Annotated in this window: 29 protein-coding genes and 2 pseudogenes; 12 read left to right on the forward strand and 19 right to left on the reverse strand. The window is 60.8% G+C overall.

Annotated elements, in window-relative coordinates:
• Positions 1-350: 350 nt before the first annotated feature.
• Entirely contained in the window at positions 351-560 is a 210-nt protein-coding gene (locus NLM15_RS17495) for a hypothetical protein (protein ID WP_254118321.1), read from the forward strand.
• Between the two features lie 143 nt (positions 561-703).
• Here the strand turns inward: NLM15_RS17495 and NLM15_RS17500 are convergent, their stop codons facing one another.
• Positions 704-907, reverse strand: coding sequence for a hypothetical protein (locus NLM15_RS17500; protein WP_254118322.1), 204 nt, complete (start codon positions 905-907; stop codon positions 704-706).
• 735 nt (positions 908-1,642) lie between these two features.
• Here NLM15_RS17500 and NLM15_RS17505 point away from each other — a divergent pair.
• Entirely contained in the window at positions 1,643-1,843 is a 201-nt protein-coding gene (locus tag NLM15_RS17505) for a hypothetical protein (RefSeq protein WP_254118323.1), read from the forward strand.
• 17 nt (positions 1,844-1,860) lie between these two features.
• Positions 1,861-2,277, forward strand: a complete 417-nt coding sequence (locus NLM15_RS17510; protein WP_254118324.1) for a hypothetical protein — start codon at positions 1,861-1,863, stop codon at positions 2,275-2,277.
• Positions 2,278-2,388: 111 nt separating this feature from the next.
• Here the strand turns inward: NLM15_RS17510 and NLM15_RS17515 are convergent, their stop codons facing one another.
• The 10 genes from NLM15_RS17515 to NLM15_RS17560 form a co-directional block, all read right to left on the reverse strand.
• On the reverse strand, positions 2,389-2,952 hold the full coding sequence (locus NLM15_RS17515; RefSeq protein ID WP_254118325.1) for an MOSC domain-containing protein: 564 nt from the start codon (positions 2,950-2,952) through the stop codon (positions 2,389-2,391).
• The gene (locus NLM15_RS17520) at positions 2,952-4,634 is read right to left on the reverse strand and encodes a PHP domain-containing protein (RefSeq protein ID WP_254118326.1); all 1,683 of its coding nucleotides are present in this window, start codon (positions 4,632-4,634) and stop codon (positions 2,952-2,954) included. Before NLM15_RS17520 ends, NLM15_RS17515 begins: the two co-directional genes overlap by 1 nt.
• A complete protein-coding gene (locus tag NLM15_RS17525; RefSeq protein WP_254118327.1) occupies positions 4,635-4,856 on the reverse strand; it encodes a hypothetical protein in 222 nt (73 codons plus the stop codon).
• Between the two features lie 172 nt (positions 4,857-5,028).
• Entirely contained in the window at positions 5,029-6,186 is a 1,158-nt protein-coding gene (locus NLM15_RS17530; RefSeq protein WP_254118328.1) for a YihY/virulence factor BrkB family protein, read from the reverse strand.
• 59 nt (positions 6,187-6,245) lie between these two features.
• On the reverse strand, positions 6,246-6,749 hold the full coding sequence (locus NLM15_RS17535) for a ferritin-like domain-containing protein (RefSeq protein ID WP_254118329.1): 504 nt from the start codon (positions 6,747-6,749) through the stop codon (positions 6,246-6,248).
• 61 nt (positions 6,750-6,810) lie between these two features.
• A complete protein-coding gene (locus tag NLM15_RS17540) occupies positions 6,811-7,125 on the reverse strand; it encodes a hypothetical protein (protein WP_254118330.1) in 315 nt (104 codons plus the stop codon).
• A complete protein-coding gene (locus NLM15_RS17545) occupies positions 7,122-7,757 on the reverse strand; it encodes a cysteine hydrolase family protein (protein WP_254118331.1) in 636 nt (211 codons plus the stop codon). The genes NLM15_RS17540 and NLM15_RS17545 overlap by 4 nt, the downstream gene beginning before the upstream one ends.
• The gene (locus NLM15_RS17550) at positions 7,741-8,073 is read right to left on the reverse strand and encodes a SemiSWEET family sugar transporter (RefSeq protein WP_254118332.1); all 333 of its coding nucleotides are present in this window, start codon (positions 8,071-8,073) and stop codon (positions 7,741-7,743) included. Before NLM15_RS17550 ends, NLM15_RS17545 begins: the two co-directional genes overlap by 17 nt.
• A 39-nt stretch (positions 8,074-8,112) precedes the next feature.
• Complete coding sequence (locus NLM15_RS17555) at positions 8,113-8,511, reverse strand: low affinity iron permease family protein (protein WP_254118333.1); 399 nt, start codon at positions 8,509-8,511, stop codon at positions 8,113-8,115.
• Positions 8,512-8,531: 20 nt separating this feature from the next.
• Positions 8,532-8,735 carry a hypothetical protein gene (locus NLM15_RS17560; RefSeq protein WP_254118334.1) on the reverse strand — a complete coding sequence of 68 codons (204 nt, stop codon included), beginning with the start codon at positions 8,733-8,735 and terminating at the stop codon, positions 8,532-8,534.
• A 144-nt stretch (positions 8,736-8,879) separates the two neighbouring features.
• On the opposite strand from NLM15_RS17560, the gene NLM15_RS17565 reads away from it, so the two are divergent.
• The 5 genes from NLM15_RS17565 (at position 8,880) to NLM15_RS17585 (ending at position 12,029) form a co-directional block, all read left to right on the forward strand.
• The gene (locus NLM15_RS17565) at positions 8,880-9,461 is read left to right on the forward strand and encodes a phosphatase PAP2 family protein (RefSeq protein ID WP_254118335.1); all 582 of its coding nucleotides are present in this window, start codon (positions 8,880-8,882) and stop codon (positions 9,459-9,461) included.
• Positions 9,448-10,053 carry a cupin domain-containing protein gene (locus tag NLM15_RS17570; protein ID WP_254118336.1) on the forward strand — a complete coding sequence of 202 codons (606 nt, stop codon included), beginning with the start codon at positions 9,448-9,450 and terminating at the stop codon, positions 10,051-10,053. Before NLM15_RS17565 ends, NLM15_RS17570 begins: the two co-directional genes overlap by 14 nt.
• Positions 10,050-10,397 (forward strand): DUF3147 family protein, encoded by a 348-nt coding sequence (locus NLM15_RS17575; RefSeq protein ID WP_254118337.1) that lies wholly within the window; start codon positions 10,050-10,052, stop codon positions 10,395-10,397. Before NLM15_RS17570 ends, NLM15_RS17575 begins: the two co-directional genes overlap by 4 nt.
• On the forward strand, positions 10,394-10,870 hold the full coding sequence (locus NLM15_RS17580) for a DUF3147 family protein (protein ID WP_254118338.1): 477 nt from the start codon (positions 10,394-10,396) through the stop codon (positions 10,868-10,870). Before NLM15_RS17575 ends, NLM15_RS17580 begins: the two co-directional genes overlap by 4 nt.
• A 94-nt stretch (positions 10,871-10,964) precedes the next feature.
• A complete protein-coding gene (locus tag NLM15_RS17585; protein WP_254118339.1) occupies positions 10,965-12,029 on the forward strand; it encodes an ROK family protein in 1,065 nt (354 codons plus the stop codon).
• 46 nt (positions 12,030-12,075) lie between these two features.
• Here the strand turns inward: NLM15_RS17585 and NLM15_RS17590 are convergent.
• Positions 12,076-12,270 (reverse strand): annotated as a pseudogene (locus tag NLM15_RS17590) (DUF6496 domain-containing protein); the annotation flags it as partial.
• An 836-nt stretch (positions 12,271-13,106) separates the two neighbouring features.
• Positions 13,107-13,277, reverse strand: a complete 171-nt coding sequence (locus NLM15_RS17595; protein ID WP_254118341.1) for a hypothetical protein — start codon at positions 13,275-13,277, stop codon at positions 13,107-13,109.
• An 831-nt stretch (positions 13,278-14,108) separates the two neighbouring features.
• Here NLM15_RS17595 and NLM15_RS17600 point away from each other — a divergent pair.
• Together NLM15_RS17600 and NLM15_RS17605 are read left to right on the forward strand one after the other, a co-directional pair.
• Positions 14,109-14,417: an inorganic diphosphatase gene (locus tag NLM15_RS17600; protein WP_254124273.1), complete on the forward strand. Its 309-nt coding sequence runs from the start codon at positions 14,109-14,111 to the stop codon at positions 14,415-14,417.
• A 210-nt stretch (positions 14,418-14,627) separates the two neighbouring features.
• Positions 14,628-16,583 carry an AI-2E family transporter gene (locus NLM15_RS17605; RefSeq protein ID WP_254124274.1) on the forward strand — a complete coding sequence of 652 codons (1,956 nt, stop codon included), beginning with the start codon at positions 14,628-14,630 and terminating at the stop codon, positions 16,581-16,583.
• A 227-nt stretch (positions 16,584-16,810) separates the two neighbouring features.
• On the opposite strand, the gene NLM15_RS17610 is transcribed toward NLM15_RS17605, so the two are convergent.
• Positions 16,811-17,245 carry a hypothetical protein gene (locus NLM15_RS17610; RefSeq protein ID WP_254118342.1) on the reverse strand — a complete coding sequence of 145 codons (435 nt, stop codon included), beginning with the start codon at positions 17,243-17,245 and terminating at the stop codon, positions 16,811-16,813.
• 416 nt (positions 17,246-17,661) lie between these two features.
• Between NLM15_RS17610 and NLM15_RS17615 the strand changes: the two genes are divergently transcribed.
• Entirely contained in the window at positions 17,662-18,042 is a 381-nt protein-coding gene (locus tag NLM15_RS17615; protein ID WP_254118343.1) for a PRC-barrel domain-containing protein, read from the forward strand.
• Between the two features lie 703 nt (positions 18,043-18,745).
• On the opposite strand, the pseudogene NLM15_RS17620 reads toward NLM15_RS17615, so the two are convergent.
• The 5 genes and pseudogenes from NLM15_RS17620 to NLM15_RS17645 form a co-directional block, all read right to left on the reverse strand.
• Positions 18,746-18,961, reverse strand: a pseudogene (locus tag NLM15_RS17620) (PRC-barrel domain containing protein); the annotation flags it as partial.
• 66 nt (positions 18,962-19,027) lie between these two features.
• Complete coding sequence (locus NLM15_RS17625; protein WP_254118344.1) at positions 19,028-19,450, reverse strand: hypothetical protein; 423 nt, start codon at positions 19,448-19,450, stop codon at positions 19,028-19,030.
• A 13-nt stretch (positions 19,451-19,463) separates the two neighbouring features.
• Positions 19,464-19,685 (reverse strand): hypothetical protein, encoded by a 222-nt coding sequence (locus NLM15_RS17630; RefSeq protein WP_254118345.1) that lies wholly within the window; start codon positions 19,683-19,685, stop codon positions 19,464-19,466.
• Between the two features lie 389 nt (positions 19,686-20,074).
• Positions 20,075-20,293, reverse strand: a complete 219-nt coding sequence (locus tag NLM15_RS17635) for a hypothetical protein (protein WP_254118346.1) — start codon at positions 20,291-20,293, stop codon at positions 20,075-20,077.
• Between the two features lie 977 nt (positions 20,294-21,270).
• Positions 21,271-22,884 carry an alpha-amylase family glycosyl hydrolase gene (locus NLM15_RS17645; RefSeq protein WP_254118347.1) on the reverse strand — a complete coding sequence of 538 codons (1,614 nt, stop codon included), beginning with the start codon at positions 22,882-22,884 and terminating at the stop codon, positions 21,271-21,273.
• A 447-nt stretch (positions 22,885-23,331) separates the two neighbouring features.
• Between NLM15_RS17645 and NLM15_RS17650 the strand changes: the two genes are divergently transcribed.
• Positions 23,332-24,222 (forward strand): NAD(P)/FAD-dependent oxidoreductase, encoded by an 891-nt coding sequence (locus tag NLM15_RS17650; protein WP_254118348.1) that lies wholly within the window; start codon positions 23,332-23,334, stop codon positions 24,220-24,222.
• Positions 24,223-24,239 lie beyond the last annotated feature (17 nt).

A 24,239-nucleotide genomic window follows, 5' to 3' on the forward strand; every position in this document is an offset into this window, starting at 1 on the left:
GATTCAAGCCTCTGGGGTGTTGTAAGACACGCATGGTCAAGCTCTTGATTTTGCCAAGCGAAGCTACCTTGAAACGTTCCTCCATCATTTCATGCTGTGACCTAAAGCCTGATGTTGCAGGCAGCCCGTTCCTCGGATCTACGGCGACTCCAGCGAGCCAACCAGACAGTAGGCGGGCGTACTGGTCGGTGTGTAGTGTATGTGCGAAAACAGGATCGCTGAGCGCTTCGGCGACCAAATGGAATTGGAGTTCGATGTTCCGACGCCATCAACGGTGGCGCCGGAAGGTTCGCGCGGAGAATGGAAGCGGCCAGCTGATACGGTCCTCGATCCGGCGGAGGTTAGGTTGGATGCTGACCACTACACCTCCCCACTACACCTCCGAAGCTGCCCGCCATCGTCAAGTAGCGGAGGAATTCCGGACGATGGCCGCCCACACGCCGCACGCATCTTTGCGTGAGCAAGATCTGGCGCTCGCGCAAGATTACGACAAGCTGGCAGATAACGAGGACGGCGTAGCCAAAATCTCAGAGGCCTTCGCAACTGAGGCCACCCTTTGATGCTCTTGCGATCGGCGCAAACGCCGAAAACGCCATGCCCCCCAGATGGCGGCTGCAACAACGACCCAGAAGCAAAATTGATGCTTCCGAACTGAGGCGGCACCCTCAATCATCCCACGGCGCGGATTTGTTCCAATTGGAGGCTAGTTTGGTGGCTGCAAACCCGGCGAGCGCAACCATTCGCTCATGTGCGAGCCAGTCTCGCACTGGCGTGCCTTTCGCAGAAGGTTCTCGCGCTCGACACCTGGAGAGATCTCCTTGGCTTCCTGGCGTAATCTGGTGGCTTCTGCTGCCAGTCGAGTTTCCAAATCGTCTGTCTGCTTGAAACGACGCCGATGCTCTGTCATCGCGTGCTCCTTTCCTGTTGGAGGAAGGCGGGAGCGCGTGATGGGCGTTCTCATCACCGATAAATGCCACGGGCCGCGCGGTGATGGACTAACCGTACATCAATCCGGCGTCGCGCCATGCCAACTTAGGTTAACCGACCGGGAACTATATTTTTGCAGGCAGCACGAACTTTTTCGAGAACCAGTCGGCGATGCACAGTTTTCCTCAATAGCGCTGCACCGCAACAGAGCAACGCGATCCGAATCGAAGCCGTTCCATCGGATTTTCAGCCTCCTTCGTAAACCATCGGTCTCCGCAATGCGCCTTCTGGTGGCTCGGCGCTAGTCTTCAACCCGTTTGCGTAAGCATTGCCGCTCGGAAGGCGACACCAGCGGGCGCTGCTGCAGCAGCTTTTCAGACACTTGAAGCGCCTCGCGGGAACGCGCCACCAGCTCGCCGGTAAGTCTTGTGCCCCTGTGAATGCGATCAATGGACCAGGAAGCTTCTTGCTCGCTCCGATCGGAAACCCTCTGCCACTTGGTAAGCATGGCAAAGCCCTCGCAACATCTCACTTAGCAGTGTTTACGCCCCAATTGAGCCATCGGCTAGGTCAAACCAGCGATTGGCGCGCATCTCGGTCCCTTCGCGGAGCTCCGCTCCATCGGGTCAAAGCGCATTTTCTCCAAAGCTTAACATGTCTGAATCGCAAGCCACAAAAATCTGGTAGGATCGGCTTTTCCCTTGCGGGGCAGCTCATGTTCGACACGGCAACCACCGCGCTTTTGCGCGCGGTCCTCGACGAAGTGTGCGAAAGCCTTTCGCACCGCGAGATCGGAGCTCGTACCCACGTCGCTTCGAAGATCCTGGAGGCCGCCACCAGAGGCGAGGTTTCACCCGACGGCCTCAGGCAGGTCGGCCGCGATGCCCTATCCCGCGCGCCCACGATGTGGCGCTGATCACACCGGGGCGGGGGATGAACTTCCAGGTGACGGTCCTCAAGGTCTTGGTCAGCTATCCGGATGGCTTCGCCGTGATGGACGATCTCAAGCGGGACATGGCCATCCTGGCGACCAGCGGCCGCGATTGGGCGGACCGCACCAGGCGCATGGCCGCGCGCGTGCCGGATCTTGACATCTTTTCACAAGGGCTGGTCGAACGCATAAATGGGGGATGGAAGATCACGGCCCGGGGGCGAGCAGTGCTCGAAGTCATGGAAGCTCGTGCCGCGGCGTCCGAGACGATCCAGGAGCCTTCTTTTGAGGAGACGATCGTAACCTCGCCGACGCCCGTTCCTCCGCTGCGGCAGACCGCTGATCGGGCCAAGCGGCGGCGCGAACGCCATGCACGTCGCCGCGAGGCGCGCGAACGGGCGAGAGCCAACGCCTCCTGAATTGAGATCAAACTCCAGGAAAGAAGCCGCCAGCTCGACGCGGCGGCCTGGTTGGTTCCGGACTGTCGATAGCCTCCCAAGCGACAAGCGCACCGCCGTTACACCGGCTCCTTACAGAGCCGGCAAGGTGCGGAAGTAAGAGGAGGGGAGCCGAACTCGCGCCCGATCGCCAGGCGCGACCGTGCCGCCGGTTCGCACCACGCCAAGTACCCCACATTTGAAGGGAGGGGCCGTTTCTGCCGACGAGAGCACGCGCCGTTTCAAGCCCGCCCGGAAGCGATCGATGAGGACGCAGGGCGTCCGGAGGCCGGTCAGTTCAACGATCGCCTTGGGTCCGAACTCAATGAGGGTTCCGATCGGGATCCTTTCTAGGTCAAGCCCGGCAGTGGTAATGTTCTCGCCGAGATCACCCGCGCCGACCTCGAAGCCAGCTTCGAGGAGGTTTGCGAAGAGCTCGGATGGGATCCGGTGAATCTGGCGGAGGTTGGGTAGGCGGGGCCGGCGACGGGCGAGATAGCGGTGCTGGACGAATGCGCCGGCGTGGGCATCGCCTTCGACGCCATGGCCTTCCATCAGGACTATGTGGTCCAAGGCTGGTTTGCTGAAGTGATGTCCGCGATCGGCGGCGACCGCCACCACCGTTCCTTCGAGCGAGAGATCGTGCGCCTGCGGCATCAGGCGGCGCGGGTGAGCGAGCGCCGCTTCTGACGGAGGTGGCGCGTGATCTCAGGAAGCCTCATCGCGTTCAGAACCCGGTCGGCAGGGACGCCGCCCTTGCGGGCCATCTCGACGCCCCAGTGCATGTGGTCGAGCTCCGGGATCGAGTGCGCGTCCGGATTGATGCTCATCATACAGCCGGCGTCGAGGGCCGCCTGGTGCCACCGCCAATCCAGGTCGAGCCGCCATGGGTGGGCGTTGATCTCCACGACCACGTCGTGTTTGGCGCAGGCCCGCAGCACTTTCTCGACGTCGATTTCGTAGCCCGGCCGCCGCTGGAGCTGCCGGCCGGTCATGTGGCCGATGATGGTGGTGTGAGGATCGGAGATTGCCCGAAGAAGACGCTCCGTCTGCGTCTTGCGGTCCAGTTTGAAGCGGCCGTGGATGCTGGCGACCACGAAGTCGAAGCGCTCCAGCACGTCGTCCGGATAATCCAATGACCCGTCGGCCAGGATGTCGGATTCGATGCCTTTCAGTATCCGGAAATCCTTGCCGAACCGCCTGTTCAGCCGGTCGGCTTCCCTGTGCTGCCGAGCGATTTCCTCGACGGATAGACCGCCAGCGTAGTGGGCGGATTTGGAATGATCGGCCACGCCGAAATATTCAAACCCGCGTTGCCGCGTGGCCTTGGCCATGATCTCCAAGGTCTCGGTCCCGTCCGAGGCATCAGTGTGGCAGTGTAGGATTCCGCGAAGGTCCTGGTCGGTGACCAGCTTCGGCAACTTGCCCTTCAGAGCCAACTCGACCTCGTCCCGCCCCTCCCGGAGTTCGGGATCGATGAAGGGCAGACCGAGGGCGCGATAGATGTCGGCCTCCTCGCCGGCGATCAGGGTGCGCCCCTTGTGCAAGCCCTCGGCTTCCAACCGCATCTCTTTCTCGGCGGCCAACGCCTGGAGCTGCTCGATGTGGGCGGGGGAGCCGGTCGCGAAAAGAAGGGTGGCGCCGAAGTGCCCGTGGTCGGACAGGCGGATCTGCAGTGCGTCCGGGGGCGACAGCTTCGAAATCTTGCCGGCCTTGGGAGCCTCCGCAACGATCGTGAAGTCGCCGACAAGTTCGCAGCCTCGGCGGAAGTCGCCTGCAATCGTGACGCGCTTCTGCTCTGGCTGGGTCTTGCGGATCGAATCCTTGGCGTGTGCGAGCAAGGCGGCGGCGCGGTGCAGATGGAGGCGACCTTCTCCGCTTTTCGCGATGACCAGGTTCTGCAGGATCTTGGTCTGAAGCGCCGCGCCGAACCCTTTGGCCTTCTTGATGCGATCGTCCTTGGCGGCGGCCTCCAGCTCGGAGAGCGAGGTGATGGCCAGGTCTTTATAAAGACGCAGCACTTTGTCCGGGCGGAGACCGGGCACGGCAAGCATCTCGAGCACGCCAGCAGGAATCTCCTTTCGCAGCTTTTCAAGGCTGGGATGCGTGCCTGTCTTGTGAAGCTTGCCAATGATGTCGGCGATCGCGTCGCCGACGCCGGGAATCTCGGTGAGCCGGTCTTCGGCAACGAGCACATGAAGAGGGATCGCAAGGGCCACCAGGCTGTCCGCGGCACGTGAATAGGCTTTTGCCCGATACGGATTGCCGCCACGCAAGGCGGTGCGCTGCGCGTATTCACGCAGAAGACTTGCCACGGCGCGGGTATCGAGGGACGGCACTCAACTGGCCTCGCGACTTGTGTCCTGCGGCGCCGCCGAGCCTAAGCGACCTTGGGTTCTCGAACCGTCATCCGGACGGCGATCGAGAGACTTCTCGAGCTTTTGTGCTGCCCGAAAGTCTTCGAGGTGCTGGATATTCGGGCCAAAAGCGGCCTCTTTCTTGAGAAGATTATAGATTCGTCCCGCCACAAGCTGCAGATGTCTTATCCTGCCCTGCGGCATCGATCTCGCCTTGCAAAGAGCTCGGACGGCGTAGGCCCGTAAGTAATCAAAAGCGTCTGACATGTCGGTAAAACGCCGACGATAGTCTTTTGTTCTTTCGGTCGGCGGTTGGCGGCAAAAGCAAAGATTGTTGCAAGCGCTGGTCGGTCGCGATCTGGCTTCGAGAGTACTTTTAGGCAGCTTCCTTCGCACCGATGGTATCGGCCATCCGGGCTCCTCTGGTGCCAAGGGGCTTCGGCGCACCCGTCGTGGTGTCCCGCGCCGTCTGGTGCTCCATCTCAGCGTTGAGCTCCGCGCCGAGCAGGATAACGATCGCGGAAATCCAAAGCCAAGTCATGAAGCCGATCACGGCACCCAGCGATCCATAGGTCTGGTTGAACGTGCCGAAATTGGCCGCATACCAGGAGAACAGGCCGGACGCCGCGAGCCAGAGCAACGTGGCTGCCGAGCTACCCCAAGTGATCCAGTGCCAGCGCGGCGCTTCGCGGCTGGGTCCGAAGCGATAGACGCAGGCGATGGCCACGGCGAGCGCGACGAACATTGCAGGCCAACGGGCGATCCGGATCAGAAGGTCGGCGAAGTTCGACAGGTAGAGATAATTGAGCGCGACTGGTACTACGACGACGGCGGCAAGGGCCGACAGCACGAAAACGATCCCGGCCACCGTGAAGGAAAGAGAAATGGCGTTCAGCTTGAAGAAGCCGCGCTTCTCGTTCTCGCCGTAGACGATGTTCAGTGTGTCGAAAAGCGCCTTCATCGCAGCGTTGGCGCTCCAGAGAGAGATGACAAGTCCTACGGCGAATGTCAGTCCGAGAGTGCGGTCCCCTTTCGAGCTCACGCGGGTGAGCTGCTCGCGCGCCACGTCAATGGCGCCACCCGGCACGAAGCTTGCGATGTCGTCCAGATGCTTCGCGATGCTGCCGGGATCGGTAAAGATCCCGTAGATGGCGACGAGGGCGGCCAGCGCCGGGAAAATCGCCAGGATGCTATAGTAGGTCATGCCTGCTGCAAGAGCCAAAATGCGGTGGTCGCCGATGTTGGCATAGACCCGCCACAGAATGTCCTTCCATCCCTTCGTGGGGATCTCGGCGGGCGAGGCGGCCCGACGTCCGCGGTCCTCCCCTTCTACGGCGAGGCCGGCCAGTGAGGCATCTTGCCTCGCATCGGATTGCGAAGGAAGATCCTTGGACGGCTTCTGTCGATCATCCTTTTGGTTGGTCGGTACCAAGCGCTCGATCAGAAAAGCGGTCGCCATCAGGCCGAGCGCCGTAGCGATGCTCAAGCCATCGAGGCCGGTTCGCGAGCGGCGTTCCATCTTATTGTCGTCCATATCTCCTCCGCCCGCGAGGGCCGCTCACGTGCTGATCAAAGCCTCCTCTACGAGCGCGCTTACGCGGCTTTCCGGTTGACGCTCCGCAGCGCCATTGTGTTGAGCTTCTCGTCGGTCGCCTTTTCCTCATCGAGGTTCTGCTGCAGGACCGAGGCGCAGTCGTCGCGGCCGAGCATCTTCGCCCATGCGATCAGCGTGCCGTAGCGCGTAATCTCGTAGTGCTCCACGGCCTGGGCGGCGGCGATGAGCGCCGCGTCGAGGACCTGCTTGTCTTCGACGTCACCGGCGACATCGCTCGCTTCCTCCAGAATGCCGTCGATCGCCGGGCAATCGACTCCTTGGATCTCCACGTCGTGCATCTGGAAGACCTTTTCGAGCCGCGTTATCTGGCCCTTGGTCTCGGAGAGGTGGGTCTGGAAGCCGTTCTTGAGGCCGGGGTCGGTCGCCTTCTCGATCATGTCAGGCAGATTTTTTTCGATCTGCTGCTCGGCATAGTAAATGTCCTTGAGCGTGTGCACGAACAGGTCGTTCAGCGTTTTGATGCCCTTGGTGAAAAAGCCCATGGCGTCCTCCAGCGTTTGCTTCGTCCTGCAAACCGCCGGCGCTGAGGACTGTTCCTAAGCGTCACAACGTGACGATTTCCTGGGCGCGAACGACGATTTCCTCCTGCCCGAGCTCGGTCTCCAGCCTCTCACCCAGAGCGCGCCAGTAGTCGGTGAGAAGGTGGTCCGCCATGACTTCGACGATCGCAATACTGTCGCGCTCAGTGCCGCCGCCGCGCTGCCACAGGCCTTGCCCCGGCGTGCGGACGAAGCTGGTGGCCCCGCCGAACTCGTCGGTGAGCTCTTTGAGAAGATGCTCGAACCATTCCTGCAGTACCCTTTCGCCGCGGCCCGTCTCCTTGGGCAGCAGGATCTGCACGAGATAGGAGGGGGTCATGCCAGAGGTCTTGTGGCGTTGCCGGGCCAGGCGGCGAGAAGAGTTTCCGTCGTCACGCACTCGACCTGCTGCCCGAACCGGTTCATGTAGATGTTCATCATGGAATCGTGGGTCTCGTCGGCGGAACTGCAGAGCGCATCGGTCACGAGAATGACCCGGAAGCCCCAATCGACCGCGCCCAGTACCGTGGCCAGGACGCAGACGTCCGTCTCGCCGCCGGTGACGATAATGGTGTCGACAGACGCGTTTCGCAGAAGGGCGTGTAGATCGCTCCCGGTCCAGGGCGAATAGACGTGTTTGTCGTAGGTGCGGGCTGGCGGAACGAAGCGGGCAAGCTCCGGCACCAGATCGATCATGTCCGGGCCCAGCTCATTGATGGTCATCGAGCTCCAGCGCTCGTAGTAGCGTCGCCACATCCCGGAACCCTCACCGGGATTTCTCGCCGGGATGAAACGGGTGAAGGCAGTGCGTTCGGGATGTGCCGCCGTTATCTCGACGATGTTTGGCAAAACGCGCGAGAGCCATGGCATCTTCCATTTCGTCCGTTCCGCGAACATGCGCTGCATGTCAACGCAGATATGGATCGCACTGGCGCCGGGAGGCCCGTAGCTCAGCTCACCGTCTTTCGACATGGCTCCCTCCTCGAGCGACTGCCTCAATCGAGGGGCGCGGCTGTCGTTCCTGCGTCGGCGAGAGGTCGCGGACCTTGCAACCGAGAACGATGCCGGCGAGCGTGGCGCCGACGAGGTTCGAGCCTACGATGACCCAATCTCCCTGCATGACGCCGTAGACGATCCAGAGCGAAAGACCAAGCGTCAGCGCGGCCAGCATGCTCAGCGACAGGTCCGCCGTGGATCCGCGAGGCCAGGCCTTCCGGACCTGGGGCACGTAAGACAGCGAGGCCAGGAAGGCGGCGACACCGCCGATGTAAGGGGCGAGGCTAGACACGGGGCGAATAACGGCAGGCGAACGCCCGCCGTTCCTATTTTAGCCAGCTCGCTTGAGGACTTCGACCTTGGCGCTCTCGATGTCCTCGTCCGGAGCCTCCTCGATGCCAGCGATCTGGTTCCGCGCATGCTTGGTGGCGAGGATGAGCTCGTCCAGCTTGACCTGCAGCGCCAGCGTGTCGCGGTTCTGCGTTGCCTGGATGAGGAATACCATTAGGAAGGTCACGATGGTCGTGCCGGTGTTGATTACCAGCTGCCAAGTGTCGCTGAAGCCGAAGAGGGGACCTGTCACGGCCCAAACGACCACGACGGCGACGGCGAGCAGAAAAGTCGCCGGCCGACCCGAAACGCGCGAGGTCGCCACGGCCAGGCGGGCGAACCAGCCGCCCTTGGATGGCGAAGTCGACGAAGCATTCCCGACTGGCAGGTTGGCGCGCATTTTCTTGGCTCTCCTTGAAGCTATTTTGGTTCGACCTTGAGCTTGGGATCGCTTGGAAGAACCCTCGCACCGGCCTGGGCGGCAGCTTGATCGGTCGTGACTTCGGAATCGGCGTGGACTGCGCCGGAGTTCTTTTTGCCGATGAGCAGGTAGCTGGCGGCGAGACTTGCCGCAATCACAGTCCCGCTCGCTATCAGAAAACGCGAATTTCGTTTCTTTCGCACGATCCCTCCGAACGCATTTTCCAATGCTGGTCCGCGGCTGGGGTTCCTGGGAAATGAACTTGGCTTTTGCTGGAACGTTATGATGGCAACTGCAATTCAAACGAGGCGCTGCGGGCACCCCGGAATGCCGCCGCGGACGAGGTGATGGCCCTTTTTACTATGAAGCCGACAAAGACAGACGTTAAGATTGCGCGGACAGTGGCGCGCAACACGAGCCATCGCGCGGAGACCGTCTCACGCGAGCTGACGTGGGGAGCGGACGAGAAGGTCCTGCTGGCCTTGGCGGTCGCCGGCTGGGTCGCGTCACGGGGCAGATCGGAGGGGCTGGAGCGCGCCGGCAATCATGCGCTCCTCGTCACGGTCGTAGCCTCCCTGCTGCCGCACGGCCTTAAGTCGGTGTTCGATCAGACCCGCCCGGACCGCAGGACGGTGCTCGGCCACGTGCATGGCGTCTCGTTCTCCGGCCAACGCGAGGACGCTTTCCCGTCGGGGCATGCCCTGCACATGGGCGCACTCGCATCCGCGGCGGGCACGCTGCCGCTCCAACCGCGACGAGCGATCCGAACGCTGGCTGTCGGCCTTTCCCTGACGCGGATCGTCGTGCTGGCGCACTGGGCGAGCGATGTCGTCGCGGGCTTCGCGCTTGGCGCTTTCATCGAGCGACTGCTCAGGTTGTGGACGGGCTATCCGCTGCGATCGAAGGAGGAAGATCATGCCAATCCTTGAGGACGTGAAGGAGTATGTGCAGCGCGCGACGGGCTTGGGGCGTCCGGGCAAGGACGAAGCCGCAAGTCTGGTCCGGTTAAGAAAGCCGCATACGGTCCGGTTCAAAGACGATGGACTCGTTCCCAATCATCCGCGCTGGCCGTTCGTTATCTACAAAGGCGCCGTCAATGTCGGTGACGGGCACGATCCCGCGGCCGTGATGGAAGACCTTTTCGAGGCCAACGGCTGGGACGACACGTGGCGCGACGGCATCTACGACTATGTTCACTACCACTCGCGGATCCATGAGGTGCTCGGCATCGCCCGCGGCAGGGGCCGCGTGCGCTTCGGTGGCAGCAAGGGCCGGGTATTCACGCTCAAGGCCGGCGATGTCGTGGTCCTGCCGGCCGGGACCGGTCATCAGTGTCTCTCGGCGGACGAAGACTTTCTGGTCATCGGCGCCTATCCCCCGACGGGCACCTACGACGAGTGCACGACGATCGAGGACCGCCCGCGAGCGCTGAAGACGATCTCGAAGGTGCCGGCGCCGCGTAAGGACCCAGTGTACGGTGCGAGCGGCTCGCTTTTGAAGCTTTGGAAGAAACCAAAATGACCGAGTACGTGATCCGCTTCCTGGTCGGCGGGGCCGTGGTGTCGGCGTTCGCTATGCTGGGAGACGTGCTGAGACCCAAGAGCTTCGCCGGCCTGTTCGGGGCCGCCCCCTCGGTCGCGCTCGCCACGCTCGGCATCGCGATCTATCAGCATGGCGAATCTTATGCGGCATCGCAGAGCCTTTCGATGATGGCCGGTACCGTCGCGCTCGCTATCTATAGCATCGTCGTTTGCCAGCTGCTGATCCGAGCGCGCATGCGGGCGCTGCCGGCGACCCTGTTATCGATCATAGTCTGGTTGGCGGCCGCTTTCGGACTATGGTCTCTCGCGGGAGGACAGGCATGACGACCCCAATTCGAATCTCGCCGTCATCTCTGCGTGAGAGCCGCTGGTACGAGTATGTGATCCGCTTCGCGCTCGGCGGAGCGGCGACTGTCTTCACCGGTCTCATCAGCAGCCGCTATGGAGCCTCGGTCGGCGGCCTTTTCTTGGCGCTCCCGGCGATCTTTTGCGCCAGTGCGACGCTGATCGAAAAGCACGAAATCCGCCGCAAGCGGGCGGCTGGACTTTCCGGCGAGCGGCGAGGACAAGAGGCGGCCGCCCTCGACGCCGCCGGCGCTGCTTTAGGTGCTGTCGGAATGCTGGCATTTGCTTTCGTGTTCTGGCTGCTGGTGGAGCGCAGCGTCGGCGGCGCGTTCGCCGCGGCGTCGCTGGTCTGGCTATGCGTGTCGGTGGCGGCCTGGTTTGCACGACGCAAGTTGCGCTCCGCGCATCGGCCTGAACGGGACAGCGCCCCTGCAGTGTCGAGAAGCCGCTGATCTGCCACTGATGCCTGGGCGCAAGGTTAGGAACTCTGCTTCTTCCCGCGCGGTTGACTGGACGGCCGCATCGGCGACTTGATCAGAGTGTAGAATGTCCGACACGATCACGACTACCGGCATCGCCGCCCACGGCGCCTCCCGCCTTCCCTCGGTGGAGATCGACAGCTTCAACGTCGAACTGAAGGACGAGGAAGGATTCATCGGAGACCGCGCGAGCAAGGGCGCCTTCCGCGACATCCTCGAAAAGTGGCGCAAGCCGCTGCGCAAGACCGGCGAGGATCCTTTCGGCAAAGCGCCGTCTGAGAACATCAGCAAAAAGCTTCTCGATGCCATCCTCGTCGGCGATGACACCGAAGCGTCGGCGGTGGTTCACAGCGCGATTGAGGATTTCGCCCAGGAACTCGCCTACGTCACGCGCCGCTTCCTGAAATCCAAGGCTTGGGAAAGGACCGAGCGTATCGTGGTCGGCGGCGGCTTTCGCGACAGCCGCCTCGGCGAGCTCGCCATCGCGCGGACCGAGATCATCCTACGGGCAGAAGACTTCAAGATAGATATGCGGCCGATCCGTCACCATCCGGACGATGCCGGTCTGATCGGAGCGCTGTATTTAGCTCCCTCGTGGATATTCGAGAGCCACGATTCGATACTGGCGATCGACATCGGCGGCACCAATATCCGTGTTGGGGTGGTGGAAACGCGTCCCAAGAAGTCGCCCGACCTGGCCAAGGCCTGCGTGTGGAAGTCCGAACTCTGGCGTCACGCCGAAGATGAGCCGAGCCGCGAGCAGGCGGTCAAGCGCATGGTGAAAATGCTCAAGGACTTGATCGCGAAGGCGGACAAGGAAGGGTTCAAATTGGCGCCATTCATCGGAATCGCGTGCCCCGGCGTCATCAAGGCGGACGGGTCGATCGAGAAGGGTGCGCAGAACCTGCCGGGCAATTGGGAGAGCCGCAAGTTCAACCTACCGGCCAGCCTAGTCGAAGCCATCCCACAGGTCGGCGAACACGACACGGCCATCGTGATGCACAATGATGGTGTCGTGCAGGGACTGTCGGAGATGCCGTTCATGCAGGATGTGAAGCGGTGGGGTGTGCTGACGATCGGCACAGGTCTCGGCAACGCGCGCTTCACCAATCGTAGCAACGGCAAGGGTTAGCAGCGAAGCTCGACCAGTCGCACTTGGCTGGTCCTTCTCATTTCTTTTTCTTTGGGACCTTCTTGCCTTTCTTGCGGGCCTTCGACAGTCCGATTGCGATTGCCTGTTTTCGGCTCTTGACCTTACCGCCCTTTCCAGCCCGCCCGCTCTTCGCCTTGCCTTTCTTGTAGCGGCGCACTTCGCTTTTGACGTCGCTGCCGGAGCTCTTGGAATATTTTCGTTTCTTTGCTTTTCGCGCCATCATCTTTCCTTCGTCGACTGAACAAGCCACCCGCTGGGGTTCCTCGGAAAAATAAGGTCGTGAACGATTAGTTCCTTAAACCGCGTGGCGGAGGCGGGGTGGCTCCCGGGGTAGGAACTGCAATCCTCTCGGCCCGTTTTTTTTCGGAGAAGAAGGCAAATGCGCCATGCGGTGTCACCGAAAGCGAAACCTGCGAAACGACAAAAGAGGCCGCACGAAGCGGCATCGGAAGTTGGCGGATGATGATCCCGAGGATCTCCTTGAGGATTGGATGACTGCGTCGGGAGACGCCGCAGCGTCTAGTCTATAACATCTGAGGTATCGCGAGCGTATATGCGAGCCACGGCGTGCCTAGGGACGGGAACGTTCGTTCGATTGAGCAACATTAAGCTGCGGGCATCCGCATTTCCCGATCCTAAGCTGAGCCGATGGGTCGTTCAAGTGGCGCTGCCGCTCGCGGCTGTTGCCAATTGGCCAACGAGTCCGCCGCGGAGGCCATTCAACTTCGGGAAGCTCCGGCCGGCACCGAAAGCAAGCGGCTGCTACCCGAGGTTCGGCACGCGGAGACCAATTCCCACATGCGGAGTTGCAACGCCTGCTCAGATTGATGCGGCCCGGAAGCACTTCGCATACGCGATGTTTGCAAGTTTCTGCGCCCTTCTTCTTGGCGCGGGAGCGGCCTACGCCGCCGGAATGGCGACCACGGGCCAGGCTGTCAAGGAAGCGGCGCGACCTGTGACATGAGAGCTGAAGCGCCCCGTTGCGGTTATGCAGTCGTTCATTACCGGCAGTCGCCACCAGCATCGGCGAACGACATCGAGAGGCGAGCCTGCCACTTAGCGACGCGAACGCCTCTTCGTTGCGCGCCGGTTGTAGGGCGAACGGTTGATGGGCTTCAGGGAAATCCCTTCGCGCCGCGCCTTGCTGCGGATAGCCGCGATGGGACGTTGAAGTTTGACGCTCATCACTCCGGTCGGCGTGTTGCCCTTCGCGAGCTGCTTGAGCATTTTCACATCCGCGCTCGACCACGGTTCACGCGTACGACGTTTGTATGAGGGATTTGCCTTGCGCGGGCCCTTCCTGCCGATCGGCGAGCCGGGTCGCTTCCATGATGCTCTTGCCATTGAAGTCCTCCTGTAAGTCGTTCTTGAACGAAGGAATCAGCAAATCGGTTCCGATGAACAGGAACGGCGGGATCGGCGCGAAGCTCTTCGTTGATCAGGGGCAACGGAGGTTTCAGTGCGCGTCCAACTAGCATCGATATGTCTTGTGCTGTCCGGTGGATTGGCGATTGCACAGCCCGCCAAGCCGGCGGACGACCTTGGCGCGCCGAGCGGGCGTTCGGCGCCCGAAGACAGGGGTCAATTGCAGCAGCAGGGCTGGACCGGGCCTACCAACACCGGTTCAGGTGGTGCGCCTCCGGAAAGTCCCCAAGGGCAAAGCCCGCCACGGATGCAGCCGGCGCCGGACGGATCGACAAAAACCACGGTCGAGCCTCCCAAGTAGCCCTCATGGGCTATTGCGCGTCCGCGTGGATAACGCCAGCGCGGCGCGACGGGAGGAACAAAGGATTCACGTTGCCGTTTCAAAGGCCAGACAACGCAGCGCCTGCAGACCCATGACGAACCTGAGCAAGCTCCCGACGTGGGCCGACGAGAAGAAGATCTACGCCGTGATCGAAACACCCCGTGGAAGCACCTGCGAATTGGAGTTCGATCCGGAGCTGAGGATGTTCACGCTTGCGAAGCCCCTAATGGGTTGGGCTCACCTATCCGTAGGATTGGGTCTTCATTCCCTCGGCACAAGCCGAAGACAGCGACCCGCTGGACGTCCTCATCATCTACGTATCTCAGACCTATGCGGGCGTCGTGCTCCGATGCCGGCCGATCGGGATTCTCGAAATCCTCCAGAAGCGAGAAGGCAAGGAGGAGCGCAACGATCGCATCTTCGCTGCGCCAGAGCGCTCGCCGTTAGAGAGCAATCTTGAAGACATTAGGAATCTGCCGTCTCGCGCCGTCGAGGAACTCGAACAGTTCTTCCGCGCGACGAACGCGCTGGAAGACACGGAGCCCAAATTCCTAGGGTGGCGCGGCCCCGGCGCCGCCGTCAAGGCCATCAAGCGGCTATCGAATTGCGACGGGGGCTAGAGCGTCCGCGACATTCCAACCTGCTTGCCATGGTCGATCTGTAGACCCAGAACTCTAGGGCGCCGATTGGAGCCGAGGTACAAAAGGGAACATCGGCCGTAATTAGGGGTGAGCTAAGCAGAACCGAAGCCGAGCCCTTGAGATATGCCGGGCCCATCCCGCCTGTGGACTTTGCCTGGAAGCCACATCGCGAGCTCTCTGTTGCCTGCGATGGTCGCAAGCAATCTCTTCATCGGCCTGGCCCTTGTGGCATTGCTCTATTTCGGGCGTGAGCTCTTCGTGCCGGTTGTTGTTGCGTTGCTTTTGAGCTTCGTGCTCGCTCCGGTCGTTCGGCTTTTTCGTCGCTTTTATGCCGGCCGCGTGGGCTCGGTTCTTGCCGCAGTGGTGCTTGCATTTCTGCTGATTTTCGGGCTCAGCGCCATTATGACCCAGCAGGTCGCACAACTCGCCGAGAACCTGCCCCGCTATCAGCTGACGATCAGCGATAAGATTCATTCGGTCCAAGACATCGCGCTCAGTCCGGGAATCCTCAATCGGCTAAAGGATATGCTCGGAGATCTGCGCCAAGAAATGTCAAAGCCGCAAGAGCAAGGACGAAAGAATGCTCATGAACCCGCCCAGACTTCTGTAGGAGAACCCCAGGCTAAGCCACTGCCGGTGGAAATCCAACAGCCGCCGCCTAAACCGTTCGATGTAGTGCAAGCCATCGTCGGGCCTCTGTTGGCGCCTCTGGCGACGACGGGCATTGTTATCGTTTTCGTGATTTTTATGCTGCTTTTTCGCGAAGATCTGCGGGGCCGTTTTGTCCGCCTCGCAGGCGCAGAGGATTTGGGGCGCACGTCCGAAGCAATCGACGATGCCGGTCGGCGACTGAGCCGGTATTTCCTGACGCAAACCTGCATCAACGCAACGTTCGGGATTGTCATCGGGATCAGTCTTGCGGTGATCGGCATTCCCAATCCGGTGTTGTGGGGCATCTTCGCGGCTCTTATGCGCTTCGTTCCTTATATCGGCGCATTCATCGCCGCCGCAGTCCCTGCGGCGCTTGCCATCGCGGTTGATCCGGGTTGGTCCATGTTCTTACGGACGTTGGCATTGTTCGTGATCGTAGAACCGATCCTGAGCCAAATTGTAGAGCCCATGCTGTATGGCCACAATACAGGGCTCTCGCCGGAAGCTGTGGTGGTGGCTGCAGCCTTCTGGACTTGGTTATGGGGACCAATTGGACTTCTGCTTTCGACACCCCTGACGGTGTGCCTGGTGGTATTGGGGCGTCACGTCGAGCGATTGGAGTTCTTGGATGTGATCCTAGGTGATCAGCCGGCGCTCACGCCAGAACAGAATTTCTTTCAACGTATGCTGGCCGGTGATCCCGACGAGGCTGCGGACCAAGCCGAGAAGTTCATGAAGGAAAAATCCCTCTGCGCCTATTACGACGAGATTGCAATTCCTGGGTTGCTGCTGGCGCGGGCTGACGCGCGACGCGACGCTCTGGACTCGGAGCGCCTGCACCGGATTAAGGAAACTGTCGAGGGCGTCATCGACAATCTTTCCGATCACGATGACTGCGCTCCACCTGTCAAGAGCAACGAGAACCTCCATGACGCCAACACAGTTGAAATCGAGGTGGTCAACGCTCCTGATCTATCGCCGCCCGTTGTACCGACTGGAACGTCAAGACCCGGTTGGCGAGACGGAAAGCATGTATTGTGCATCGGCGCGCGAGATCCTCTTGACGAAGCGACGGCGAACATGATCGCGCAGCTTCTCGAAAAACATGGTATCGGCGCCCGCATCGAGCCTTCGACGGCTGCCTTGTCTTCCAACATCGTTGGGCTTGATACAGCCAGCATAGGGATGGTGTGTGTATCTTGCCTTGGAAGAGGAAGTCCGGTGCATCTACGCTTCCTTCTTCGGCGTCTGCGTCGCAAAATGCCACACGCCACACTCCTTGTCGGCCTATGGGGCTCAACCAAAGATTCGGAGGATGAAGCGAGTCTGGATGGCGAGCCGATCGGCGCGGATTTCTATGCGAAGTCGCTTCGCAAGGCGGTAGAGCTTTGCATCGAAGCAGCATGCCGCTCGACCGCCGCACCCGAAGGAGAAACAAAACGTACTGATGCGCACCGGTCTCGAGCGCCGCGATCTGGTGGTAGGCGCAATTGAGGACGTCACCGCTGCGAGGAGTGTGGGACGATTAGGGCGGCGAGGGCGCGTTTGATGTCTGTTATGCCCCGAACAGCGGCGCAAAAGAGGACCTCGCTCGAGGTTCGAGTCGGGCCAGAAGCGGAAGCAATCGGCACCGGCCTGGTCAAGTGGTGCAGACGACTTCTTTATCTCAGGCGGTCGGCCAGCCCTCGAGTTGCGCCCCTTGAAACTATTGTCCGCCGCGTTTACTCGCAGTCCTGCTCGGCCGCCGTCACCTTTTGCTGGGACGGCGCAGGCTCGGCCGCACCAGCCGTCGCCTTCTTTGATTGGTCAGTGGGCGCGGGGCGGGTCTGCTCGACCGTGCCTGTCGTCCGATCCGGCGCCTGTGCGGAGGGTGCAGGCTTGGTCGCCGTTGATTGCTCGGCGGCAGTAGGCTGGCTCTGCATCTGGCGCTGCGCGTCTTCCGACGACGTTGCGGTATGCTCCGAGGCCTTGCCCATCGAAGATGTCGGCGGATGCTGCTTGGAATCAACTGCCGCGGAACCAGTGGTTTGTCTGGTATAACCGGGGACATTCCCTGATCCTGCATCATGGCTCACCGTGTTGCAGGGACCGGCATAAACGGAGCTGGCGCTGAAGGCGAGCGCTGCGCTCAGGATCATAAGTCTGTTTGCGATCATAGCTCTTCTCCTTTGAGCTCTCTGTGACGATGAACAAAAGTAGAGGGCCTTCCGTTCCGAACGCACGAGAGCTGCCCCAACATTGAAGAGCGGCGGAGATCACCGGATTCTAAAGTCGTCCACCCAAATAAAGCGACTTCAGTTGGCAGCCTCATCATCATCGTCTTTGCGGCGAACACTATGTCTCGACTGACGGAGAGCCTCAAGGGCAACTCCTCTCAGCTAGGTTGAATGGATACCGCGACCGTAATGCAGGCTTTTCGTCATGGGGGTTCATCGTAGCTGGAGGTTGTTAGAGACGATGCCGACGACGATAGATTGGTGATCGGCGCTGCGGCATGTTCTCCGAAGAAAGGAACGACCCCGTAACGGCCGAGTTAAGCCGACAAAACCCACCTGTGAGGGAGACGAAAGCCATGGCACGCGCAACAGCCCATCCGGATCGTCAATGCATCTCAAGCGAAGATATTCAAGGAACCGAGGTATATGGAGCCGATGGAAAGAATATCGGTGAAATAGATCACCTCATTATCGACAAGGTGTCAGGTCGCGTGGCTTATGCTGTCATGAGCTTTGGCGGATTTGTTGGATTGGGCCACAGCCATTACCCCATTCCTTGGAGCGCTCTGACCTATGATACGTCGCTCAGTGGTTTTCGAACCAATATCACCGAGCAACAGCTGAGGGACGCGCCTGAATTCAGTGATGACTCGTGGCAGGATCGAGATTGGGAAACGCGCACCCACCAGTATTACGGGACGCCAACGTACTGGGAGGCGCGCCCAGGTGGCCTTTAAGGGTGGGCAGCGGATCTGAAAGTCCCAATCGTTAGGCGCTTGATCTCATGCGCCGCGCATAGGCTCATGCGCTGCATGCTGTCGGATTCGATCTTGCCGAACTGAGGCTTTCGCCAAGTTACGTGTCCAATCGTCTGATAGCCGACGCAGAATTTATGAGCTTCAAATGGCCTGCCTCACAAAACGAGTAGGTCACTCATGACCGATGTCTCTAGCACCGGTGAAGCCGATGCAACGATTGTCCTCTCATCTGGAAGCGCTAAATCAGTAGCTGCCGCCCGTGCCAAGCGATCCGCGCCAAGCTCTCGCGCTATGGAAATAGCGGCACCAACCATCGGGACTGATTTGCCCTGCGACGATTTCTCACCTGTCGGACGGCCGGAAGTGGACACAGACAGCGCAGTGCAGCGGTCCGTTGGGGCGCCGGCGAAACTCATTCCAGGGCCCTTAGGCAGTGCGCATCGCTGGATCAATCGCCCATATGGCGCTCTACAGCGCTCTTCTTGCCCATGGCAGCTATCTGGCGTCGCGCTGCCATTTGCCTGGTTTGGCTTTGCCGGCGAAAGGGAGCACGAGCTCTCCGTAAGCAGCGAAATGGGTCCCGACAGGCACGGAGCGTGCTCGGGACCGCAGCGCCAATGCCGGTCGACCAGCGGCAGACCGCTCACGGCGCGGGTATGCCAGCACAATAATCATCGACCGATCAAGCCATCTCAGGACCTGACCAATTCCAACTGGTCTCGCTGATGTACTTGGGTGCGCCTCTAAGCTGATTCTCGGGAACGGTTGTGACATAGCCGCCTAGATTGCTGTCATACCTCAGGGATTGCCAGGAAAGCGGGTAGTGATCGTCCCCGATGCCCAGAAAGCCGCCAAATCCGAGTACGGCGCAAGCGACCTTGCCGCTGATCTTGTTGAGGTCGCCCGTTCAATCCTTGCAGAAGCATGTCGCGGATATAGACACACGCGCAATGACGCGGTGCCATCAGCCGAGAGGTCGGGTTTGCCTGAAATGGAAACCGCTCGGAGCGAACTTCCTGGCTACAGCGAGCACCTCGGCTTCGCATGTTTCCAGCGCTATCTTCTGGGCCAGCATGACATCTCCGATCGGCAGGGCGCCGATTGGCATGAAGCATAACCCGGCCTCCAGACGACCTTTTTCGTTGATCGCCCACACGTTGGCCGAGGTTCCGGCCTGGACTCTGTATCGCTTTCCGGTGTCGCTTCCGATCACTTCGAAGTAGCCCCGACCGGCAAACTGCTCCCGTTGCGCCGGCGACAGCCATTCCCGCAATATCCGCAGTGATCGTCCCTCTGGCGTGCCCTCGGCGCCGTGCTTGATGAAGAGAGCTCGCGTTGCTCTCCTGCGGGAGCGGACGCCCGGCTGCGTCGATCCAAAACCCAACATGGCGGAATGCCCGCTACCCGCCGACGAGCCTAGGAAAGAAGATCGTCTCGTCCGCATTGGGATCGAACGATCGGATCTGTGATGCCTGACCCGGACCCGTCCGGAACGCCGCGGTGAAGCCGGCCTGCGTCAGCTCGTAGAACCGCTGCTCCGCCTTCGCCAATTCCTGTACGTCGAGGGGGTCGAAATAATGACGGCTGTCGCCAGTACGGTCCATCACGATCTGGATTGCCATGATCGCTCTCCTCGAATTGCTGATAGACAAGGACCAGTATCCGGCTGAACGCAAGAACTTTCAAGAGAAGAACATTTAATCACAAATTTCCCGTCGTCAGCTGATCGCAGCTTATGGCTTGGTACAAGCTCAGATTGAAGAGCGGCCGGTTCGTCCGGTTCACCAAGCCATCAGGTATTAACTCGGCCCGCCGGGGCTGGGATGAGAAAGGGGGCAGGTTAGTCCCTCGATTCACAGGGCCCGGCCTGGCTATCGAGCCCGTGACGGGAATGGCTGTTTTCCGATGGTACTTACCTAACGACGTCCGCCCGGCGGATTCGATCGGCGTCGGCCGGGAGAGGGGCGCTCTCGCGGTAGGCGTACCACGGCCTCGGTGCTGCATTTTGTGTTTAGGACCATGGCGGCTCATCGCTCGGCCCTGCTGCCTCGTCGCGGATCGTGACATCCGCCGAACGCAAGCCGGTCAGCAATACAGTTCTTACGGAAGCAGGATCGAATCCAATATCCTTGGCGTTTGGTGGATGCGCCTCGCTGCCTTTTAATCGGAGTGCCAAGTGCAATTGCTCGCAAAGGTGCTGAACGATGAGATTGATCTGTTCGTCAGTCATGATTTGCTTTTCCTGCTACAATTGTGCCACCCAATCACATTTGAAAATAGCCCGGTACGGGGTAGGGGAACGGCGTCGTCTTGGCGTTCAGGGTGGGCTTGAGGGCGTTTCGCTGTCCACGACATGGGCATGGCTTTCTTGCCGCCGCCGGGCAACTGCACCGGATTTCCATGAGTCGGCGGAACCGAAATATTTTTATCATAAGTGAATCTTCGCTGGGGCTCGCAAGGCCGTGAGGCAAAGCCGCTGCGATTTGCTGGGAGCTCTTGAATAGCAACCTGTGTGCAGTATGGGCGTTACCTGCATCACCGGCCAAGACCGATTTCCATAAGCGCGCCAGTGGCTGAGGAATCGATCCCGCCTGAACCAAAGGGAAGGGTCGAGCGCATACACAGGCGCCGCCGCTTCAAACACGCTAAGTCGCTAGAAGAACGCCTAACTCAAGAGGCCTTGCAACTGCATGAGGAAGCCGGAAACCTTCCACCCGGCCGTAAGCGGGAGGCGCTGCTCAGAAAAGCGCGCCAAGACGAGACGGCAGCATATTTGACGGAATGGCTGACTTCTCCTGGATTGCAGTCGCCGAAGTAAGGCCGCTTGATTTCGCCATCTCTTCCTACGACGTGGCCCTCAGCCTCCGATCGGGAACTGAACGCCAAGGGAATTTCGCAACTCTCACTGCGGCAGATTGTTAACTTGGCATCACTGGTCGTCGTAGCGCCGGTGGCGGAGAGGAGTAATCGAGTCTCCCGCCTACATATGAGGGAGCACGCCATGCTGAGACGGCGTCGTTTCAAGAATACTACTTTGGAAGAACTACTGGACGCGGTGCGGCGTTCGCGGGAAAGAGGCTCGGGACATCCCGACAGGATTATTCGCAAAGCTCGGCGAACTAAGACCGCCTCTCACCTGAGAGAGTGGCTGATCACGTCGGGTCTACAATCGGTGAAGTAAAGGGCCGTCTCGCGCATCTGCGAGCGTCAGCCGCGCTCGAGCTCGACAATCACGCCTTCATTGCCCCGAAGCAGAATCGACGCTTCCGGCAGTGGCTGCTGCGGCCGGTCAAGATGCGTCGACATCATCATCCGGCCACGACCTTTCCAGTGCCATTTCCTTGGCTCGGCAGCGATGTTGAGGGCGACCAGCACTTCGGTCCCGCCCGCCACGCGCTTCACTGCGAGCACATCGTTCCGCGATCGCAACGGTTCATAGCTACCATATTGCAAACAGGGATGCTCATGCCGTAGCGCGATCAACGCTCGGAATAGCGCTAGGATTGAACGCTGATCACGTTGCTGCTGCGCTATGTTGGGCGCGCTCTCTGGCCCGAGCGGCAGCCATGGGCTGGCTTTGGTGAAGCCTCCACTGGGGCTGTCGTCCCACCGCATCGGTGCGCGTTCCGGGTCGCGGCAAAGTCCGTATCCGGGCACGAGCTTCTCGAATGGATCACGGACGTGATCGGGCGGAATGGGCACGCGTTTGCGGCCGATCTCATCGCCCATGTAGAAGAACGGCGTTCCCGGGAGCGTCATGAGGAGCATCGCCAGCACGCGCATCTGGGCGGCGCCGATCTTACTCGCGATCCTTTGCTTGTCGTGGCCGCCGATCACCCAGACGGGCGATGCGCGCTCGGGCAAGGCGTTGAAATAGGCATCAATGGCCGCTTGCACCGACAGCGCGTCCCACTCGGCGTCGTGCAGCGCGAAGTTGAGTGGCAGATGGAGGCGCGGCCGGTCGGTGCCGTAGAAGTGGCCAATGCGGTCGGTCTTGCCCTGGACTTCGCCGCACAACAGCCGGCCGGGATAGATGTCGAGGATCTGCCGGATGAATTCGATGCATTGCATCGTCTCCGGCCGGTCGTCGGTGAAGACCGGTGTGTTGCGTTGCGGGGGCGGCTTGCCCTCGGCTTGCGGATTTTTTGGATTGTCGCGCAAGAGCTCGTCCTTGATCAGCACCGCGCTGGCATCCACACGAAAACCATCGACGCCGCGATCAAGCCAGAAGCGCATGACGTCGGCCATCGCTGCCCGCACGTCCGGATTGCGCCAGTTCAGATCGGGCTGCTCGACCAGGAACGAGTGGTAAAAATACTGGCGCCGCGCTTCGCACCATTCCCACGCGCTGCCGCCGAAGCGGCTCAGCCAGTTGTTGGGCGGCCCGCCGTCCTCGCCCGCATCGGCCCAGATGTACCAGTCGGCTTTCGCGCTGTTGCGCGAGGTGCTGCTTTCGACGAACCAGGCATGGTCGTCGGCGGTGTGATTGGGGACGAGGTCGAGAATGAGCCGGATGCCTTCCTTGTGCAGGACGGCGATGAGGCGATCAAAGTCATCCAGGCTGCCAAAACTCGCGTCGATCGAACAATAATCGGAGATGTCATAACCGAGATCGCGGAAGGGGCTACGGTAGATCGGCGTGAGCCACACCGCGTCGATGCCGAGCCATTTCAGATAGTCGATCCGCGCCGCCAGGCCGGCAAGGTCGCCTTTGCCGTCGCCATCGGAATCTTGAAATGAGATCAGCGCGATCTCATAGATGACAGCGGATTGCCACCACGCCGTCTTATTGCTCCCCTCGGCCGCATCGCCTTCGTTCACCTCGCCGTGCCTCATGCTTCAAACAAACGCTCTTCTCGCAATCTCAGGATTCTATCGCCAGGATGTTCGCTTCCGTGTTCGGCTCAACCACGTGGCATCAAGTCCAGGAATGAACGATGGTTGCTACGTGACCGGCGAATTCTGAGTACTGCAGGCGCCTCTTCAGGGAACGGAGTAGGGGGCGAGCGATGGGTTTGCGGCAAAAACGTAAGGCGATAGTGCCGCAACTCTTGCGGCGCACTCTGCCGCCGGAGATCGTCCGTCACAGAGCCATCCTTGTCGGCCTTCGGGAACCGCCCGTGGTGCCCTGGGTTGGTCCGACGACTGATCTTTCCGAAGGGACCAGCATGCCGGAACCGGACATCCAAAAGGGAATGCCGCTATCGCGCATCGGATCCCAACCCCTCAGTGAGGGATCAAGCAACGCGATCACGCGCGACGTTATCGATGTCCATTGAATGCTTAATCGTCGGCGGCGGGCCAGCAGGCCTGATGGCCGCTATCTATCTCGGCCGATTCCGACGCCGCGTCTGCCTTGTGGATACGGGCGCAAGTCGTGCGGCTTTGATCCCCCGTAGTCACAATGTACCGGGCTTTGCGCATGGCCTGTCCGGCGCAGAGCTGATCGCGCGGATGTCGTCGCAACTAGCCGAGCTCGACGTCGCGCGCGTGGATGCCGAAGTCACCGCCCTGAGGCGGCACAGAGACGGCTTTCGCGCGAGCTGGCGGGGATGCGAACATGACGTCTCCAGTGTGGTTCTCGCCTGCGGGATCGTGGACATCCATCCGCCATTCGACGAGTGGCGCTCTGCGGTCGCTGATGGGCTCTTACGCTACTGTCCGGTCTGCGACGCCTTCGAGGCAATCGGCCGCCGAATCGGCGTGATCGGCCCGCTCGATCACGCCGCGCCCAAGGCGCTATTCCTCCGCGGCTACTCGCAGGATGTGACGCTGCTCGCGACGGAATGCGGAGCGGACGAGGTCGCGAAGGCGCGGCTGTCCGTGGAAGCTGTTAGCGTCGTACCGGCCTCCGACCTGAGGCTCAGGCGAAAGGGGAAACGGATCGAAGCGGTCTTCGATGGCGAGCTTACCGAGGAATTTGATGTGGTCTATGCGGCGATGGGCGCGCAGGTGCGCTCGCGGCTGGCGATGTCGCTGGATGCCGAGCATACCGACGAAAGCTATCTAAGGGTCGACGATCATCAGCGCACATCGGTCGATGGACTCTACGGAATAGGCGACGTCGTTACCGATCTGCACCAGATCTCCGTCGCGTTCGGTCATGCGGCGGTCGCCGCCTGTACGATTCACAACAGCCTGCCTCGGCGGTGGGCCTGATTCTGTGGAGGTGGATC

Origin of the sequence: Bradyrhizobium sp. CCGB20 (assembly GCF_024199855.1) — a bacterium.
Taxonomy (GTDB): Bacteria; Pseudomonadota; Alphaproteobacteria; order Rhizobiales; family Xanthobacteraceae; genus Bradyrhizobium.

What these genes read in the sequence shown, in the direction of transcription:
- NLM15_RS17610 (WP_254118342.1), bottom strand. Translation starts at nt 17,245, where the DNA reads ATGATCGCAAACAGACTTATGATCCTGAGCGCAGCGCTCGCCTTCAGC.
- NLM15_RS17515 (WP_254118325.1), bottom strand. Translation starts at nt 2,952, where the DNA reads ATGCCGCAGGCGCACGATCTCTCGCTCGAAGGAACGGTGGTGGCGGTC.
- NLM15_RS17575 (WP_254118337.1), top strand. Translation starts at nt 10,050, where the DNA reads ATGACCGAGTACGTGATCCGCTTCCTGGTCGGCGGGGCCGTGGTGTCG.
- NLM15_RS17525 (WP_254118327.1), bottom strand. Translation starts at nt 4,856, where the DNA reads ATGCCGCAGGGCAGGATAAGACATCTGCAGCTTGTGGCGGGACGAATC.
- NLM15_RS17605 (WP_254124274.1), top strand. Translation starts at nt 14,628, where the DNA reads ATGGTCGCAAGCAATCTCTTCATCGGCCTGGCCCTTGTGGCATTGCTC.
- NLM15_RS17540 (WP_254118330.1), bottom strand. Translation starts at nt 7,125, where the DNA reads ATGACCCCCTCCTATCTCGTGCAGATCCTGCTGCCCAAGGAGACGGGC.
- NLM15_RS17530 (WP_254118328.1), bottom strand. Translation starts at nt 6,186, where the DNA reads ATGGACGACAATAAGATGGAACGCCGCTCGCGAACCGGCCTCGATGGC.
- NLM15_RS17545 (WP_254118331.1), bottom strand. Translation starts at nt 7,757, where the DNA reads ATGTCGAAAGACGGTGAGCTGAGCTACGGGCCTCCCGGCGCCAGTGCG.
- NLM15_RS17555 (WP_254118333.1), bottom strand. Translation starts at nt 8,511, where the DNA reads ATGCGCGCCAACCTGCCAGTCGGGAATGCTTCGTCGACTTCGCCATCC.
- NLM15_RS17535 (WP_254118329.1), bottom strand. Translation starts at nt 6,749, where the DNA reads ATGGGCTTTTTCACCAAGGGCATCAAAACGCTGAACGACCTGTTCGTG.
- NLM15_RS17500 (WP_254118322.1), bottom strand. Translation starts at nt 907, where the DNA reads ATGACAGAGCATCGGCGTCGTTTCAAGCAGACAGACGATTTGGAAACT.
- NLM15_RS17495 (WP_254118321.1), top strand. Translation starts at nt 351, where the DNA reads ATGCTGACCACTACACCTCCCCACTACACCTCCGAAGCTGCCCGCCAT.
- NLM15_RS17650 (WP_254118348.1), top strand. Translation starts at nt 23,332, where the DNA reads ATGTCCATTGAATGCTTAATCGTCGGCGGCGGGCCAGCAGGCCTGATG.
- NLM15_RS17625 (WP_254118344.1), bottom strand. Translation starts at nt 19,450, where the DNA reads ATGTTGGGTTTTGGATCGACGCAGCCGGGCGTCCGCTCCCGCAGGAGA.
- NLM15_RS17585 (WP_254118339.1), top strand. Translation starts at nt 10,965, where the DNA reads ATGTCCGACACGATCACGACTACCGGCATCGCCGCCCACGGCGCCTCC.
- NLM15_RS17505 (WP_254118323.1), top strand. Translation starts at nt 1,643, where the DNA reads ATGTTCGACACGGCAACCACCGCGCTTTTGCGCGCGGTCCTCGACGAA.
- NLM15_RS17595 (WP_254118341.1), bottom strand. Translation starts at nt 13,277, where the DNA reads ATGCTCAAGCAGCTCGCGAAGGGCAACACGCCGACCGGAGTGATGAGC.
- NLM15_RS17630 (WP_254118345.1), bottom strand. Translation starts at nt 19,685, where the DNA reads ATGGCAATCCAGATCGTGATGGACCGTACTGGCGACAGCCGTCATTAT.
- NLM15_RS17510 (WP_254118324.1), top strand. Translation starts at nt 1,861, where the DNA reads ATGAACTTCCAGGTGACGGTCCTCAAGGTCTTGGTCAGCTATCCGGAT.
- NLM15_RS17635 (WP_254118346.1), bottom strand. Translation starts at nt 20,293, where the DNA reads ATGACTGACGAACAGATCAATCTCATCGTTCAGCACCTTTGCGAGCAA.
- NLM15_RS17580 (WP_254118338.1), top strand. Translation starts at nt 10,394, where the DNA reads ATGACGACCCCAATTCGAATCTCGCCGTCATCTCTGCGTGAGAGCCGC.
- NLM15_RS17565 (WP_254118335.1), top strand. Translation starts at nt 8,880, where the DNA reads ATGGCCCTTTTTACTATGAAGCCGACAAAGACAGACGTTAAGATTGCG.
- NLM15_RS17615 (WP_254118343.1), top strand. Translation starts at nt 17,662, where the DNA reads ATGGCACGCGCAACAGCCCATCCGGATCGTCAATGCATCTCAAGCGAA.
- NLM15_RS17570 (WP_254118336.1), top strand. Translation starts at nt 9,448, where the DNA reads ATGCCAATCCTTGAGGACGTGAAGGAGTATGTGCAGCGCGCGACGGGC.